Source organism: Kineobactrum sediminis (genome assembly GCF_002868715.1).
GTDB classification, from domain to species: domain Bacteria; phylum Pseudomonadota; class Gammaproteobacteria; order Pseudomonadales; family Halieaceae; genus Kineobactrum; species Kineobactrum sediminis.
This window is the reverse complement of record NZ_PKLZ01000010.1, coordinates 42,323-57,346: the sequence shown is the minus strand read 5'-3', so window position 1 is coordinate 57,346 and position 15,024 is coordinate 42,323. Positions and strand designations below refer to the sequence as shown.

At 55.5% G+C, this 15,024-nt stretch carries 14 protein-coding genes and 1 tRNA gene; 9 read left to right on the top strand and 6 right to left on the bottom strand.

From position 1 onward, the window contains the following. The first annotated feature begins 403 nt into the window (after positions 1–403). Positions 404–1,795: a DUF1329 domain-containing protein gene (locus CWI75_RS13570; RefSeq protein WP_101522056.1), complete on the top strand. Its 1,392-nt coding sequence runs from the start codon at positions 404–406 to the stop codon at positions 1,793–1,795. Between the two features lie 93 nt (positions 1,796–1,888). Further along, a complete protein-coding gene (locus CWI75_RS13565; RefSeq protein WP_101522055.1) occupies positions 1,889–3,760 on the top strand; it encodes a DUF1302 family protein in 1,872 nt (623 codons plus the stop codon). 299 nt (positions 3,761–4,059) lie between these two features. On the opposite strand, the gene CWI75_RS13560 is transcribed toward CWI75_RS13565, so the two are convergent. Then, positions 4,060–4,851, bottom strand: a complete 792-nt coding sequence (locus tag CWI75_RS13560) for an acetoacetate decarboxylase family protein (protein ID WP_162300086.1) — start codon at positions 4,849–4,851, stop codon at positions 4,060–4,062. Positions 4,852–5,003: 152 nt separating this feature from the next. Between CWI75_RS13560 and CWI75_RS13555 the strand changes: the two genes are divergently transcribed. Next, entirely contained in the window at positions 5,004–5,534 is a 531-nt protein-coding gene (locus CWI75_RS13555) for a carboxymuconolactone decarboxylase family protein (protein ID WP_101522053.1), read from the top strand. A gap of 270 nt (positions 5,535–5,804) precedes the next feature. Here CWI75_RS13555 and CWI75_RS13545 read toward each other — a convergent pair whose 3' ends face one another. Then, entirely contained in the window at positions 5,805–6,785 is a 981-nt protein-coding gene (locus tag CWI75_RS13545) for a cytochrome b (protein WP_101522051.1), read from the bottom strand. Between the two features lie 292 nt (positions 6,786–7,077). Here CWI75_RS13545 and CWI75_RS13535 point away from each other — a divergent pair, with 292 nt between their 5' ends. Then, positions 7,078–7,974: a LysR family transcriptional regulator gene (locus CWI75_RS13535; RefSeq protein WP_101522050.1), complete on the top strand. Its 897-nt coding sequence runs from the start codon at positions 7,078–7,080 to the stop codon at positions 7,972–7,974. 94 nt (positions 7,975–8,068) lie between these two features. On the opposite strand, the gene CWI75_RS18715 is transcribed toward CWI75_RS13535, so the two are convergent. The 4 genes from CWI75_RS18715 to CWI75_RS13520 form a co-directional block, all read right to left on the bottom strand. Then, positions 8,069–8,590: a type II toxin-antitoxin system HipA family toxin gene (locus CWI75_RS18715; protein WP_241521225.1), complete on the bottom strand. Its 522-nt coding sequence runs from the start codon at positions 8,588–8,590 to the stop codon at positions 8,069–8,071. After that, on the bottom strand, positions 8,526–8,978 hold the full coding sequence (locus tag CWI75_RS18710) for a hypothetical protein (RefSeq protein ID WP_241521224.1): 453 nt from the start codon (positions 8,976–8,978) through the stop codon (positions 8,526–8,528). The genes CWI75_RS18715 and CWI75_RS18710 overlap by 65 nt, the downstream gene beginning before the upstream one ends. A gap of 54 nt (positions 8,979–9,032) precedes the next feature. After that, entirely contained in the window at positions 9,033–9,362 is a 330-nt protein-coding gene (locus CWI75_RS13525; protein ID WP_101522158.1) for a helix-turn-helix domain-containing protein, read from the bottom strand. A 345-nt stretch (positions 9,363–9,707) separates the two neighbouring features. Next, positions 9,708–9,794 (bottom strand) — tRNA-Leu (locus CWI75_RS13520). A 129-nt stretch (positions 9,795–9,923) separates the two neighbouring features. On the opposite strand from CWI75_RS13520, the gene rnr reads away from it, so the two are divergent. From rnr to CWI75_RS13495, 5 genes are all read left to right on the top strand, one after another. Beyond that, on the top strand, positions 9,924–12,371 hold the full coding sequence (rnr, locus tag CWI75_RS13515) for a ribonuclease R (protein WP_101522049.1): 2,448 nt from the start codon (positions 9,924–9,926) through the stop codon (positions 12,369–12,371). 6 nt (positions 12,372–12,377) lie between these two features. Continuing rightward, on the top strand, positions 12,378–13,148 hold the full coding sequence (rlmB, locus tag CWI75_RS13510) for a 23S rRNA (guanosine(2251)-2'-O)-methyltransferase RlmB (protein ID WP_101522048.1): 771 nt from the start codon (positions 12,378–12,380) through the stop codon (positions 13,146–13,148). Positions 13,149–13,286: 138 nt separating this feature from the next. Then, positions 13,287–13,739 carry a 30S ribosomal protein S6 gene (gene rpsF / locus CWI75_RS13505; RefSeq protein ID WP_101522047.1) on the top strand — a complete coding sequence of 151 codons (453 nt, stop codon included), beginning with the start codon at positions 13,287–13,289 and terminating at the stop codon, positions 13,737–13,739. Between the two features lie 51 nt (positions 13,740–13,790). After that, on the top strand, positions 13,791–14,018 hold the full coding sequence (gene rpsR, locus CWI75_RS13500; protein ID WP_101522046.1) for a 30S ribosomal protein S18: 228 nt from the start codon (positions 13,791–13,793) through the stop codon (positions 14,016–14,018). A gap of 57 nt (positions 14,019–14,075) precedes the next feature. Continuing rightward, positions 14,076–14,978, top strand: a complete 903-nt coding sequence (locus CWI75_RS13495) for a hypothetical protein (protein WP_101522045.1) — start codon at positions 14,076–14,078, stop codon at positions 14,976–14,978. Positions 14,979–15,024 lie beyond the last annotated feature (46 nt).

The following is a 15,024-nucleotide window of genomic DNA, read 5'->3' as shown; positions in this document are numbered from 1 at the left end:
TTTCCCCAAAAAGCTTTCAGGCAATATCTTCTTTTGGTTTCGGCTTCGCGTGTTCAGAATAGTGTGAAATGTAAACAGTTGACACTCGCAAATTGTGGTATTAGATTGTAGTACAAAAGAGTTGTCTTTAACTGGTGCCCATAATGACAACCATCAGGTCCATTAATTTAGGCGTCGCGCATTACTCAAACCAGAAAGCTTTGGTGTTGCGACCCGGAAGCCCAGGCCATTTTTCACTCCTTACGAAGGCGTGGAGCCTGGGAGTAAGGCTGGAGTGTGGTGCATTAGCTATCCGTGATGCCGGGAGATTGGCTTTCGCTGGTCTTGCCTTTGCCCCATGTTTCAGTAATGCCTGATCAAGTAGTTTTCGTCGTCAAGCCATCACATTGTCCAGGAGATCGCTATGTACATAAAAAAATATGATTTCAATTATTCACGGCGCAAGTTTGTTGAGAAGAGCCTTTTAGGTGCGGCATCAGCTGGCGTGCTGACGTCATTGTGGCCCATGATTGCTCGTTCTGATTCTGCGGTCACCGATATCAGCAGAGCCTATCCGGATGAGTTGTTGTCGATCGAGATGCATACGAAAGGTAAGGTCAAGCCCGGCGACCTCGTTACTGCCGACAATGTTGAGTATGTGGCGCATCTGCTCGATCCGATTGCGCTTGAACAGGTCAAGACGATGGGCCGGCGAATCCGGATTGCGGAGAGTACGCGCGACCTCACCAAGCTATATCCTCATGACTATCTTGAGGCGACGGTACGCAACGCCGGCAAGGCACGATTTGATGCAGCGGGTAACGTCCGTGCACCGGATGGCGGGCCCTGGTTGGGCGGCTGTCCTTTCCCCGACCCGAAGACTGCGGAAGAGGCAGCTGCGGATATGGTCCTGGCATGGGGGCGAAACGACTGGCAGATGAGTGCCACCCGCGATCATGATATTGATCGCAATGGCGACATAGCTTATCAGTATGACTTTGTGTGGACAGAGCTCCAGGTGACCTCACGTACTGACGGTCAGGTTTTCCAGGGCCGCGACGACTTGCTGCGATATAACTCTGTCTGGTTTACCCGCCCCGACGACGTGAATGGCACATCATATCTGAATACCTGGTATTACGATCAACGCAAATTCCCGGACCTTCTGGGCTATCTTCCAGCTTTTCGCCGCGTTCGCCAGTTCCCCACGAATCAACGGTTCGAGCCGCTCGTGCCAGGGATGGTGTTGTTTCTTTCTGATGCTTGGGCTGCTGGTGACCCTATGCTCACGTGGGGTAACTATCGGATTGTTGAGCGTAAGCCAATGCTCGGTGCGCAAAACCCGGGAAACTTTATGGGGGGACGCGATAACTGGGAGAAGCCGGTTCACGGTGGCCCCAAAGGACAAACCTTCCACGAGACTGTCATGGAGTTATGTCCCGAGTGTATCGTTCTCGAGTCCGAGCCCGTGGGCTTTCCCCGCTCGCCAGTCGGCAAGCGTACGGTCTGGATTGATGTTCGAAACCAGCTCATGGTTGCATCGGTGACAACTGACCGGAAGGGTGAAGTCTGGAAGTCATTCGAACCGCAATATGCCCAGTATAGCAATGAGCACGAAACATTCACCAAGGGAGGTAAGCCTGCCTGGTCTTGGACAGGCGTGATGATCTACGACCGCCTCGACGGTCGGATGACACGTTATTACGTCGGTAAAGAGGTACAGGGTGGCTACAAAACTGCCTTCGAAACCAATGATGTAAACGATGTATATAACCGTTACATGACTTCACAAGCTCTGCAGCGACTAGGCGGCTGATTCAGGGAGTATGGCGTACCGAAAGGAACGTCTTCGTGTGATCAAAAAGGCGCCGCAATAGCGTGGCGCTGCGTTTTTCCAGGAGATAATAACATGGTGGCTTTTTCGAAAACGCGATTATTAAAAATAGGTCTTCCTGTCGGCTTACTGGTGTCAGGTACCACCCACGCTGCGGGGGCGTTGTTTGATCCCGACGTGTTTGGGGCAAGCTATGGTGGTTTTGTTCGATTCGAGTCGGCTATCCGCACCACATCCGATGAGAATCCATTCAACCAGGCTGGCAACCCATTTAATAATATCGATGTGCAGCGCAATCCGATTGGAGGAACTCCCGATACGGTACGTCGACCGATGCCGATCAGGGACAATGATTTCAACATGAATATCATGCGGGGAAAGTTCGACATTGATTTGCGTCTTGGTACCAAGTTGTCATTTCGAGGTGAGGTGCGCGCAATCTTCGATTTTGATACCTACAAGCATCACGACATCAATTCGATTCCAGGAGCCGACCCGGCAGGCGCCTTGCATCAGGACGTGAGCTACTTTGATTATCGGGTAAGCGGTCAGGGTGGGCTGCAGTCGCGCAAGGCGCCCATGTCTTTGGAGTGGACGGGCGAGAAATATATGATTGACTTGCCTCGATTCTATTTCGACTACCAGGATGGTGCTCTGTTGGTGCGCGCTGGTAACCAGCAAATTGCCTGGGGGCAGTCGCTGTTCTTTCGCGTAATGGACGTTCCGAACGGACTTGATCTGCGGCGTCATAGCGTGCTTGATTTTGTTCCTGAAGAGTTTTCTGATAAGCGCGTTCCGTCGCCAGCGGTTCGGGTGCAATACATGTTTGGCGGTTGGGAGATGGACGGGTTTGTCCAGCATTTTCGGCCGACCATTTATGGAAATCCCGACACGCCTTACAACACGATCGCATCGCAGTTCACCATTCATGACTTGTACGGCGACTACGATGATAAAGCCAACTTCGGTATTCGCGTACGCGGCGATGTTGGCCCGGTCACGGTGCAGGCAATGGCTACGAATCGTTACAATCCAGACGGTACTTTCCGCTGGACCGAGTCCGGTGTAAGTAAGTCGTTAACGGGGTTGCCCGGAGACCCCACTGCTGATCTCATGGCGACTACCGCGTTCGAACGGGATTCCACCGGTGTGTTGTCTGCCAGGGAGTGGTTTCATTACGCCGGCCTTGCCCGCCTCGACGGTATCGAAGGCCTCAATGCCTCAATCGCCGAATTTCCGGGCGCGCAGGCTCTTGGCGCTTATCTGGTAGACAACGAGTTTGATGCCGGACAGGAACTGGATTTGTTCTTTTCCTCTGCGGGTGGCCTGCGTGGACACCTCGCCAGGGAATACCACCGCGAGAGCGTCTTTGGTCTGGGATTGGGTTATACATTCAATGGCGAGCCCGGATCTTTTCTCGACCAGTTGATAGCAAACCTTGAGATCCAGTATGCAAACGACCGCACGTTTACCAACCCGTCGCTCAGTCGCGAGCATATTGTCGAGGATGAGATAATTACGTCCCTCGTACTTGAGAAGTACCACCGCTTTTCCAGAGAGTTTCCAGCGACCTATTTCGTATTCCAGTGGATGCACCGGACCGAGAGCGATATCTTCGGTCGTCACTTGAGCGGCATGGGTGGTACTGCGGATCGTGCGGCACAGAACGCACGAACACCTGATAGTGCAAATTATGTTGCAGTAGCGATTCAGCAGCCATCGCCGACTCTCAAGTGGCGTTTCGACTTCTCTATGCTGTATGACACAGAAGGAGCGATGCTGTTGCAGCCGGCAGTGCGCTGGCGTCCGGGCGGGGACTGGGGTGTTGAGGCGTTTTTCAACCACATAATTGAGGACGGATTTACCAGCCGCACAGAAAATTACAATGCACTTAGCACCGCGGGTTGGGCGGACGAATTCACCCTGCGCGTGAGTTATTCTTTCTAGTCGATTGGAGCATGGTTTAAGCCCGTTTCCTGACCGGAAGCGGGCTTCTTTTTGGGTGTCTTATATCTTTGTACGGGAATAATTCGCGCCTTTTACAGGATGGCGCTCGACGATTTTCCAGCTTTTTGTTGTAAAAATAAACGGCTAACAGTAGATGTAGTGACGCATCATAAGGTGACCACTTTCTCCCGACCGCGAGAAGATCGCGCGCGCCGGGCGTTGGTCGCTCAATTTCCACCTCCTTGAACGCTGCCCATCCACCGGAAGGCAGCGCCGAGAGCCCACCGCCCGCATCGCTTTTACTCCCAGATATCCTCGTCATCGCGATAATCGTGAACGACCCGGCCACCTCCGAGGTCAAAGTCGAAAACGCCATAATAGCCACCGAGAATACGAGTCGGCGCCAGTTTGTTCCACGGATCCGCTGCGCCACCCTCAAGCTTCAACTGGGCGCGACCGGCATAAAATTCAGGCTTGCCGTCCGGCCCTTCATGAAGATGGGCGGTCACATCCAGGCGCACCAGTTCCGCAACGCTTGGACGTCGGGAGCCGTCGGCTGCCGGAATTATCCGGCAAGACAATATCGGCAAATCCGGCCCCAGATCGGCGGCATCCGCGCGACTGTCACGAACCATGGTTGCCGTCATGACCGGCTGCCCCAAAGGACGGTCAACCTTGAATAGAATCTGCTCTCCATATCCATAATGGTCATCCCCTGATCCGCGATGGAAATGAGCCATTTTTTTCGCATAACCCCAGATTTCCCGTCCGGCTGCCAGCCCCACCTCGTTATCAACCAGGATAACAGGCTGGTAAAGATATGTGACTCCGGCATGGATCACGCGGACCATGACATAAGCCTCGTGGTAAGGCCCAAAGGAGGAAAACGGAATCCACCGCCCCCAGGCGGTACACACAGCCGGATCATCGGCGGGCTCAACGCCGGGCGGCAACATCTCGCGTACCTTTTGCGTATCCGCCTCATAACGAATGATAATATCCTCGACCCCTCGATATATATAAGGCGGCCGACCATACAATGGTGCACCCGCAGGCGCGCTGAAATTCCGTGCAAATTCTTCTTTGTTCACCAAAGCCTCCCAAAGTTTTATTGAATCAGTCGAATTGAATCTCTGACACTGCCTTGGCAGACTGTATCAAAAAACAACAATCTTGTGCTACGATCAATTCATACCAAAACAGAGTCGGGATTTCCCTACCCGCACGCATTGGAGGATATTTCATGTCACGAATTTTTCTGACAGAACCTGAGCAACTACCCCCTTTTCTGCGTGAACTTCATGATAATGCACCAGAAAAGGACTGGTCGACAAAACATACAGCCCGCGCCTTTTCCGCCAATCCGCAGCTTCTGGAAGGCTACCTGAAATTCTATTACCCCTGGCACCGCAGCGATGGTACCGGCCTTCTGGAGCCGCGTCTGAAAGAACTTGTCCGGCTGCGCATTGCGACACTGAACGGCTGCAAGACTTGCAAAGCCGCGCGCCTTGACCCGACCGTAACCGAGGAGGAGGCGATGCAGGGCGTGGATGATCCGTCCGAGTCCTTCACGGAGAGAGAGCGGGCCGCCATCGCTCTGGCCGAGAAAATGGCAATTGATCATTTTTCCATAGATGACGAAACCATCAGGTCATTGAAGCAGGTTTTCAGCGAAGGTGAACTCCTCGAGCTTATGATGATGGCGGGGCAGTATGTCGGATTTGGCCGTATGCTTGCGATCCTCCAGCTGGAAGAGGTCAGTTGCCCTGTATAGTGGCAGGGTGCGCCACTGATAAAGGTCGCCTGGTCAGTAATATATTCAGCATCCGGGTCCCTTCTCAATTTTGCGAATGGTCAGACGGCTGAGCCTCGTACGCTCGGACATCAAAACCTGGGTATAACCCCTGCGTTTAGGCGCCAGTTTGATGTTCTCACCAAGCTGTTCCAGAAGGCGTCGAACCTTGGGAAAGACGACCGCGGATCGCTGTGGCCAGCGATAAATCAGCGAGAGGTCGAGGGATAACCGGATCACCCCAATCGCCCATTATCCCACAATGCGTTTGATAGCCTGTGGGTGCTTGTCGATATAGTGATGTTTGAGCGCGCCCAGGATATGGGCCCCCAGGGTGATGTAGAGGACGTAGGGCAGCAGATACTTGTGGAAAAGGCCCCAGGCAATGGTCCCTGTGTCGCTTGAGGCCCAAAGGGGTGGCAGTTCCCAGATAAAGAAGAACGTTGGGTAGCCATGAAAGCTCGTCATCACGAATCCGGTGACGGGCAATGCGAACAGGAAACCATACAGAGCAACGTGCACCCAATGGGCCAGCTTTCGCTCAACTGGATTCAGGCTCTCAGCCAAAGCGGGGCGACGTGTTCCCAAATTCCAGATTAAGCGAGTGGCCAATAGTACGAATACCAGGACACCGATGGTTTTGTGAACCACATAGTAGGCATTTCTGTAGTCTGTGCCTTCAGGGATGATCGATGCAAAGATCCCCATCGGGATCATGGCGATAAACAACATTGCTGTGGACCAATGCAGTAATCGAGATATACGACCGTATCGCTCCGGCTCGTTTTCGGTCTTGAGCTCGAGTGCTTTATCTTCACCGGATTGCCTGATTCCTACCAGCAGCAGGAATAATCCCGCCGCCAGCGCAACAATTCCCTGAAGCCACAGTAGTGTGGGCTTCGCTGAGTCCAAAGGTGTTTGATTGGGTTTTGGGTTCTCCAGAATTCCTGTGCCCAGGACAAAGAGGAAAAACCAGGCGGCCACCGCCAGGCACCCCAATGACGCCAATATTGTGCCAAATGACCGGGCTTTAGGAGACACCGCGTTCATGCACCAGGCCGTGACCAGTGAGGTGACCACGATGGCGAATGCGGTCCAACTGTCCAGATCGTTCTCTATACGCGTTGCTGAGCCGTCGTTACCGGCGGACAGGTTTATTGCCTCAGAGGCCAGTGCGGGTTCCATTGCCAGCAATACCACAAGGCCACCATAAGTCCATTTTAAATTGTTCATGAGATTCTGCCAGAGGAGTGGGTTAGAGTATTACGATGAGTTTGCCGCGGTTCTCGCCGGTGAAAAACAGGTCCAGACCGTCAATCGACGATTCCAGACCGTGCAGGACATGGATGCGATATTTAATCTTGCCCGCCATGAGTAATTGGGCCTGGTGTTGGGCGTGCTGCGAGATGGACGCTGAAAGCCATGATCGAACCCCTGTATCGGTGAAGGAGCCATTATTTGTTGCTTTTTAGGTGATGTATATAGGAGTATTGTCCAAACTCTATTGCTATAAAGACAATAAATAATGGACCAGCTCAAAGCGCTGCGCTATTTCTCCAAGGTCGTTGAGACAGGTAGCTTTACAAAAGCCGCAAGCGTTTTTGATGTCCCGCCTTCGTCACTTTCGCGCCGGGTGGCCAATTTGGAGGCAAGCCTCGGTGCGACATTGTTAAAGCGCAGTACCCGAGTGGTTCAGGTGACTGAGATCGGCCGGCTGTACTATCAGCAGGTTCAGGGCATCCTGCTTCAGATTGAGCAGAGTAATGAGACGGTCCGAAGCTATCACGCTAAACCAGTGGGACGTTTGCGCATCAGCTCCATGGTGAGTTTTGGTGAGGGTATTCTCTTACCGTTGATGGAAGAATTTAAGCAGAAGTATCCGGACATTGTCCTCGACATCAGTTTGAGCGACGAACTGACCGCGCTTGGGCGCGACGACGTGGATATCGCGATTCGAGGTGGCTACCCACCTAACGAACGAATTCAGGCGTTGAGACTGATGGATAACGAGTTTGTTCCAGCGGCTGCTCCCCAATATCTCAAGGTCCACGGCAGCCCAAAGTCGGCCTTTGATCTCCGGCAACACAAGGGACTGTTTTTTCGTACCCCGGCAGGACCATCACCCTGGTTGTGTGAGAGCGATGGTGAGTGGCACGACGTGTCCGGTGAAACCATTGCGATCTCAAATAATGCGCCATGGCTGGGGCGTCAAGCTTTGGCAGCAAAGGGGATCATTCTGGCGCCTGCATGGTCACTCGCGGGTTATTTCGACAGTGGGGAGCTGGTGAAACTGGATTTATCGCCGGCCCCCACGGTTAGCCAGAACCCTAACCTGGCAATTTACCTGCTATATCAAAAACAGCGTTATCTGGTGCCGAAGGTGAAAGTAGCTGTGGATTTTCTGGTCGCACGTTGCCGATAGCGTAGCGGCTGGATCAGTCTTCCCGGAGCTGCGCAGCAGCGACGGCCCCTACCGAAAATCCGGGTCAGAGATTAAATGCCGGTTCCATCAGTTTTTACTCACTCCTGCTGAGTCCAGCAGCACTTGCTTTAGCCTTCCAGTTGGCAACACTGACGAGTACTTCATCTTTAATCTGTAGCGCCTGACCACGGTCGAGTTGAAAGAATTCGATGACTTCCATGGCCAGCTCATAGTCCAGGCTGTTATCGCTGTCGTTGATATTGAGATGCAAGCCATTGGCAGGCGTGACCGGGTTAATATCATACGCTGGAGATAGCAGCCAGCCTCCCTGATGATAAATAAATCCGTGGTTGCGGAGGTGGTCATCGGTATTGGAAATGGCGATGTAAAACACAATGCGGCGCCATAACTGCGCGAGATCATTCCTGGTGTTCGCGCCGTGCTCGGTCAGGAATTGTGCGAGTTCCAGATAGCTGGCGTCATGTTCGCCGTCGTAATAGCCGAGTTGTGTCATCGCCGACGTAAAGTGAAGGCGACTTCCCTCGGTGCGATCAAAGCGTTTGGTCAGAAAAGTGTGGTGATGACTGCCGAACTGCTCGATCCGGCTCTCCGGCATGCTCGAGTTCTCTCAGGGATGAGAGAGGCGGGGCGCCGAGGCGTTCGTCATTATCAAGAAATGGGCCTTCCAGCTCGCGCTTGAATCTCAGTGCGCCGGTTCGGTGAAGGTCGTGTACACCGACAAGATAATCGATTTCATTCAGGACTCGTGGGCGACGATCTTCCTGGCGGGCATGAATAGCTTCGCGCCGTTTCATAAGCAAACGGCCCCAGCGATCAGGGCATGAATCCAGGAATACCCGGAAGTTCTTGTCGTCTTCGCCGTGCTGTTCGCCGGAGTAAAGGCGTAGCTCAGGATCGATTTGCTGCGCATAGGGAGACAGCAACCAGTCAGTGTCGTAACTGAAGCTGATTTTGGCGAGCGGCAGAAGAGCGAAGCGTGCCAACGAATACGGGCTTCTCGAACTCCTCCCAGTCTGCAAAAACAAACACCCCTGTGCTCATGATGAGGATCCTGTTTTCCTGCCCATCAGCTTGATGTCCTGTAACTTATGCCCCAGTTCATCGTCCAGCGCGACCTTGGTGACATCCCCCGCGAGCCCGACGACACTGAGCACGGTAAGATAGTGGCCGATTGAAACGCCGGGATCTCCCTTCTCAATCTTGCGAATGGTGAGACGACTGAGCCCCGTTCGCTCGGAAATCAAAACCTGGGTATAACCTCGGCGTTTGCATGCGAGCTTGATGTTCTCGCCAAGCTGTTCCAGAAGGCGTCGGTTTTTGGGAAAGACGACAGCAGAGCGACCCTTTACCAGTTTTTTGCTGATCACAATGGCTACCAAAATGACTGAAAGTGGTAACTATAGTGCCCAGCATGCGGCTGTCAACCACAGTGGACATTATAGTTATCAAAAATTGTGATAATGATAGCTATTGGTGCCAGGTTGGCTGCGGGGCATTGCCCGAGCGGAGCAGCGTGAGACCCCGTTGCCAAATGGCAGCTCCTGCCTGCTCTCCTTTTATGGAGGGGAGAGGTGGTTTTACAATGCTGCGTTCCACAGAAGGGGCAATTCGAGACTGCGAGGGACCAGATGTTCCCCGGCCAGAAACAAAAAAACCATTTAAGAATCAGTGCCTTAAATGGTCTCTATAGGTCTTTCAATGTGTTTCAAGAATGGTGCCCAGGAGAGGACTTGAACCTCCACGCCCTTTCGAGCACTAGCACCTGAAGCTAGCGTGTCTACCAATTTCACCACCTGGGCATCAGAGTGGCGGCAAGCCGCTACCTGAGGGCGCGCACTTTACTTTTACCAAGCACCTTTGTCAATCCTCGCGTATACTGTAGGCCAGCAAAAATTACCAAGAACCGGATTTAAGGAAACCCCTGCTCTATGACCAAAAAAGGCACCATTGCCGACCCTCACGCCGAGCGCGAAGCCGCTCGTTATGACAATCCCATTCCCAGCCGTGAAGTGATTCTCGAGCTGCTCGGGGAGGCGGATAAGCCCTTGAGCCATGCCCAGCTCGCACGTCGGCTTGAGCTTGAGGACGAAGAGCAAATAGAAGCCCTGCGCAGGCGCCTGCGTGCAATGGAGCGCGATGGCCAGCTGATGCCAAACCGGCGCGGGGCCTACGGCCTGGTCGACAAGCTGAACCTGTTGCATTGCAGGGTGCAGGGTCATCGCGATGGCTACGGCTTCGCAATCCCGCTGGCTGAGGCCGAGGACGTTTACCTGAGCTCGCGGCAGATGCAGTACGTGTTTGATGGCGATGAAGTGCTGGTGGCCATTATCGGCCTGGATCGTCGTGGCCGGCCCGAAGGCAAGGTGGTGGAGGTGCTGAAGCGCGGCACCACCACCGTGGTGGGCCGTTACGAGGAGGAGGGTGGCATAGGTTTCGTGGTGCCGGATAACAGCCGGCTTAACCACCGGATCCTGATTCCGCCGGCGGCGAAGGGCGACGTTGACGCCGGCCAGATCGTGACTGCCGAAATCACCGATTATCCCACCCGTAACCTCAGCGCCAAGGGTACCATTGTCGAGGTATTGGGCGACCATATGGACCCCGGCCTCGAAATTGACGTGGCGATACGTTCCCATAATATCCCCCACGAGTGGCCCGAAGAGGTATTGCGAGAGGCGGCCGCACTGGAGTCAGAGCCTCGCGAGGAAGACAAGAAATACCGTGCCGATCTGCGGGACCTGGCGTTCGTCACCATTGATGGCGAGGACGCACGGGACTTTGACGACGCGGTTTACTGTGAAAAGCGCCTGCGTGGCTGGCGCCTGTGGGTGGCCATTGCAGATGTGTCCCACTACGTTCGCCCCGGTTCGGCGCTCGACGAAGAGGCGGCCCTGCGCGGCAACTCCGTGTATTTCCCGGAGCAGGTTGTGCCCATGCTGCCCGAGGCACTCTCCAACGGCCTGTGTTCCCTGAAACCGAAGGTCGATCGTCTCGCGATGGTCTGTGAAATGGACCTCAGCGGTTCGGGCAAGCTCACCGGTTTCCGTTTTTTCGAGGCGGTAATCCACTCCCACGCCCGTCTCACCTACAACCAGGTGGCGGAAGCCCTCGAGCACGGTAGTGACGACAAGATTGACAAGAGCCTGCTCAAGGACCTGAAGCGCCTGCATACGCTGTATAACGTCCTGCGCAAGGCGCGGGATAATCGTGGCGCCATCGACTTTGAAACGGTGGAAACCCGGATCCTGTTCAATGAGCAGCGCAAGATCGAAGCCATTGTCCCGGTGGTGCGCAACGACGCGCACAAGCTGATCGAAGAGTGCATGCTCAGTGCCAACGTCGCTGCGGCGCGGTTCTTTGAGGAGCACCAGTTGCCGGTGTTGTTCCGGGTTCACGAGGGGCCGACGCCGGAGAAGCTGGAAAAGCTGCGCGCCTTTCTCGGTGAGCTGGGGCTGGACCTGCGGGGGGGCGAAAAACCCTCTCCGGAGCATTATGGCCGCCTGCTTGATGAAGTTCAGGACCGGCCGGATTCCAATGTTATCCAGACCATGCTGTTGCGTTCGTTGCGCCAGGCCGTTTACCAGCCGGAAAATGAAGGTCATTTCGGCCTGCATTATGACGCCTACGCCCACTTCACCTCACCCATCCGCCGCTATGCGGACCTGCTGGTACATCGCGGAATACGCCATATCATCCGCTCGAAAGTGCGCACCAAGACCGTGGTTCGCAAGCGCGGTGCGGAAGCGATTCCCCGCGACAGGATTTTCCCGTACGACGATCATGCCATGGCGATCCACGGTGAGCACTGCTCAATGACCGAGCGGCGTGCCGATGACGCCACCCGGGATGTGGAATCCTGGTTGAAATGCGAGTACCTGCAGGAACATGTGGGCGACGAGTTTGATGGTTTGATTGCCGCGGTCACCAGCTTTGGCCTGTTTGTCGAATTGCAGCCCATCTATATAGAAGGGCTTGTTCATATCAGTGCCCTGCCCGGCGATTACTACAGCTTTGACGCGGCCCACCAGCGCCTGGTTGGCGAACGCAGCGGCCGCAGTTACAAGCTGGGTGGCAGGGTAAGGGTGCAGGTCGCGCGGGTCGACCTGGACGACAAGAAGATTGACCTGGAATTGATTGAAGCCTCTCCGCCGGTGAAGGGCCCCGCCAAAAAGACCCGCAAATCGGGTGGCGGCAAGTCTGGCGGTGGCAAGTCCGGTGCCAAATCGGGTGCCAGGGCGCCGGCAGCCGGGGAGGGCGCCAAGCCCAGGGCTAAAACCAAAGCGAAAGCGAAGACCGGTTCCGGGGAGGCCGCGTCTGCTGCCAGCCCGGACGAGGCCAAGCCGCCTCGCAAGTCCCGCCAGCGCAGGCGTCGTTAGGATTATATGGCCCACATTTATGGTATTCACGCGGTAGAGAGCCTGTTGCGCCGCAATCCCGGTTCGGTTCAACAGCTGGCCCTGCAGCAGGGCCGCGAAGACAAGCGGGTAGGGGCGCTGCTTACCCTGGCTCGCAACCAGGGCGTCACTGTGGTTCGCGAACCGCGCAAGGTACTCGACGGTCTCGTTAGCGGACGTCACCAGGGCGCTGTGGCGACAGTGCCCGAAGCGGCAGCAGCGGGTGGCCCGGAGGCGGAAAGCAACCTCCTGGATGAAACCGATCTGCTGGAGCTGGTTGATAACAGCCCGGGGCCGGTGTTGTTGCTGGTGCTGGACTGTGTAACGGATCCCCATAATCTGGGCGCCTGCCTGCGCAGTGCCGATGCGGCCGGGGTGCAGGCGGTGGTGGTGCCCAAGGACAAGGCGGCGGATCTGTCGCCGGTTGTGCGCAAGGTGGCCTGTGGTGCCGCCGAGGTGATGCCCTTCGTGCGGGTGACCAATATCGCTCGTACCCTGGCGGCGCTCAAGGAGCGGGGAGTCTGGCTTTACGGTGCGGCCGGGGAGGCTGAGCAGTCCTTGTACGACGCCGACCTCACTGGCTCCGTGGCACTGGTAATGGGCGCCGAGGGAGCCGGTTTGCGGCGGCTTACCCGCGAGCACTGCGACCACCTGGTGCGCCTGCCAATGGCGGGTACTGTCAGTAGTCTCAACGTTTCCGTAGCGACCGGCATTTCCCTCTTTGAGGTCGTGCGCCAGCGTACCGCCAGAGGGTTGTGAGACCTGCATTCTCTTCTCTTGCAGTGGTGAGACAAATTCTGTAGACTCCGCGGCCTGAAAATTGCCCGGTGGCGCTTGCTGCCGATCCTCCTTGCTACACCATATTTGATGGGTAGCATTAACCCGTAAGGAGCCTTCATGCGTCATTACGAAGTTGTGTTTATGGTCCATCCGGACCAGTCCGAACAAGTGCCCGCGATGATCGAGCGCTACTCCAATACCATCCAGAAAGACGGTGGCAATGTGCACCGTGTGGAAGACTGGGGCCGTCGTCAACTGGCTTACCCCATCAACAAGATTCACAAGGCACACTATGTGCTGTTGAATGTTGAAGCTTCCAATGAAGCGATGGAAGAACTGACCACCACTTTCCGTTACAACGATGCTGTTCTGCGTAACCTGGTCATTCGCCGCGACGAAGCCGTTACTGATGAGTCTTTCATCATGAAGGCCGAGAAAGAAAGCCGCGAGCGCAAGACCCGCTACGAAGAACGCCAGTCTGCCGATGCCGAACGCGCACCCCGCGAAAGCGCGGCTACTACTGAAAGCGATACAGACAAGGAAGGCGACGAAAAACCGTCGGCCGAGTAATCCAGTCTGTAATGTATGTAACGTTTATAAAGGTTTAAAAGGAGTCGCACCATGGCACGTTTTTTCCGTCGCCGTAAGTTTTGTCGCTTCACCGCCGAAGGCACCAAGGAAATTGATTACAAGGACCTTGAAACCCTGAAGGCGTATATTTCCGAAACCGGCAAGATAGTACCCAGCCGGATTACCGGCACCAAGGCCCGCTATCAGCGTCAGCTGGCAACTGCTGTGAAACGCGCGCGTTTCCTGGCGCTGCTGCCCTATTCGGATTCGCATCAGTAAACAGTCCGCAGTGTGCGCGCTGACAGTACTGCATAACGTGATGGCGGGAGCCGCATAATGAAAGGCCTTGCCAATTTCATTATGCGCGGCCGCTGGCAGGCCCTGCTGGTGGTTGTGGCGGGCGCGTCCAGCTTGATGTTCAGCTGGATCAGCGCGGCCGCCATTGCCCTGGTGACTTTGCGTCGGGGTGCGGGGCCAGGGGTCTGGTTGCTGTTTTGGGCCGCTTTGCCGGCAACAGCGTTGATTCTGGTATTTGGTGACAGTGGCCCCCTGGCGCTGTTACTTGGCACCGCGGCCCTGGCCCTGGTGCTGCGACTAACGGTAAACCTGCCGCTGGCGATTCTTGCCGGCGTGCCGGTGGGTTTTGTAACAGGGCTTGTGGTGGCGACCTTCGGCGGCCCCATGCTGGACCAGATGCTGGCCTTTTTTGACCAGTTCCTTACCAGCATGGAACAGCAAATGGCGTCCTCAGGTGGCGAAGAAGTGGTTTTGTGGCGCCCTACGGCGCTGCAGGGGGCAGGTATGCTGGGCGCTGCCAACGCCATGCTGAGCGTGTTGTGTCTGTTGCTGGCGCGCTGGTGGCAGGCGGTATTGTACAACCCGGGTGGTTTTGCGGTGGAGTTTCGCTCCCTGTACTACTCGCCCGCGGTGAGCGCAGTGCTTCTGCTGGCGGGGCTCGGCCTGGTCAGCCAGGGGGTTGAGTACAGGGCCTGGGCAGTTATCTGCCTGGTGCCACTGACTTTTGCGGGGCTGGCGCTGTTACATGCGCGGCTGGCCATGAAAGGCCGTGGTGCGGGTATATTGGTGGGGTTTTACTTCGCCTGGGTCTTTTTTGACCTGATGAAATTACTGGTGGTTTTTGCTGCTGTTGCCGATAGCTGGTTTCGTTTTCGCCAGCGCTGGCAGGGCAAGATCGGCTCCGACGCCAAACGGCGGGACGATAGCGAAGATCGCGACTGACGAACTGTTTAAAGTGGGAGGGAACTCCCCGGAGAGAGGAATCGAG

Excerpts from the sequence above, each read along its gene's own strand:
- CWI75_RS13570 (WP_101522056.1), top strand. The coding sequence starts at position 404 with ATGTACATAAAAAAATATGATTTCAATTATTCACGGCGCAAGTTTGTT.
- CWI75_RS13565 (WP_101522055.1), top strand. The coding sequence starts at position 1,889 with ATGGTGGCTTTTTCGAAAACGCGATTATTAAAAATAGGTCTTCCTGTC.
- CWI75_RS13555 (WP_101522053.1), top strand. The coding sequence starts at position 5,004 with ATGTCACGAATTTTTCTGACAGAACCTGAGCAACTACCCCCTTTTCTG.
- CWI75_RS13545 (WP_101522051.1), bottom strand. The coding sequence starts at position 6,785 with ATGAACAATTTAAAATGGACTTATGGTGGCCTTGTGGTATTGCTGGCA.
- CWI75_RS13535 (WP_101522050.1), top strand. The coding sequence starts at position 7,078 with ATGGACCAGCTCAAAGCGCTGCGCTATTTCTCCAAGGTCGTTGAGACA.
- CWI75_RS18715 (WP_241521225.1), bottom strand. The coding sequence starts at position 8,590 with ATGCCGGAGAGCCGGATCGAGCAGTTCGGCAGTCATCACCACACTTTT.
- rnr (WP_101522049.1), top strand. The coding sequence starts at position 9,924 with ATGACCAAAAAAGGCACCATTGCCGACCCTCACGCCGAGCGCGAAGCC.
- rlmB (WP_101522048.1), top strand. The coding sequence starts at position 12,378 with ATGGCCCACATTTATGGTATTCACGCGGTAGAGAGCCTGTTGCGCCGC.
- rpsF (WP_101522047.1), top strand. The coding sequence starts at position 13,287 with ATGCGTCATTACGAAGTTGTGTTTATGGTCCATCCGGACCAGTCCGAA.
- rpsR (WP_101522046.1), top strand. The coding sequence starts at position 13,791 with ATGGCACGTTTTTTCCGTCGCCGTAAGTTTTGTCGCTTCACCGCCGAA.
- CWI75_RS13495 (WP_101522045.1), top strand. The coding sequence starts at position 14,076 with ATGAAAGGCCTTGCCAATTTCATTATGCGCGGCCGCTGGCAGGCCCTG.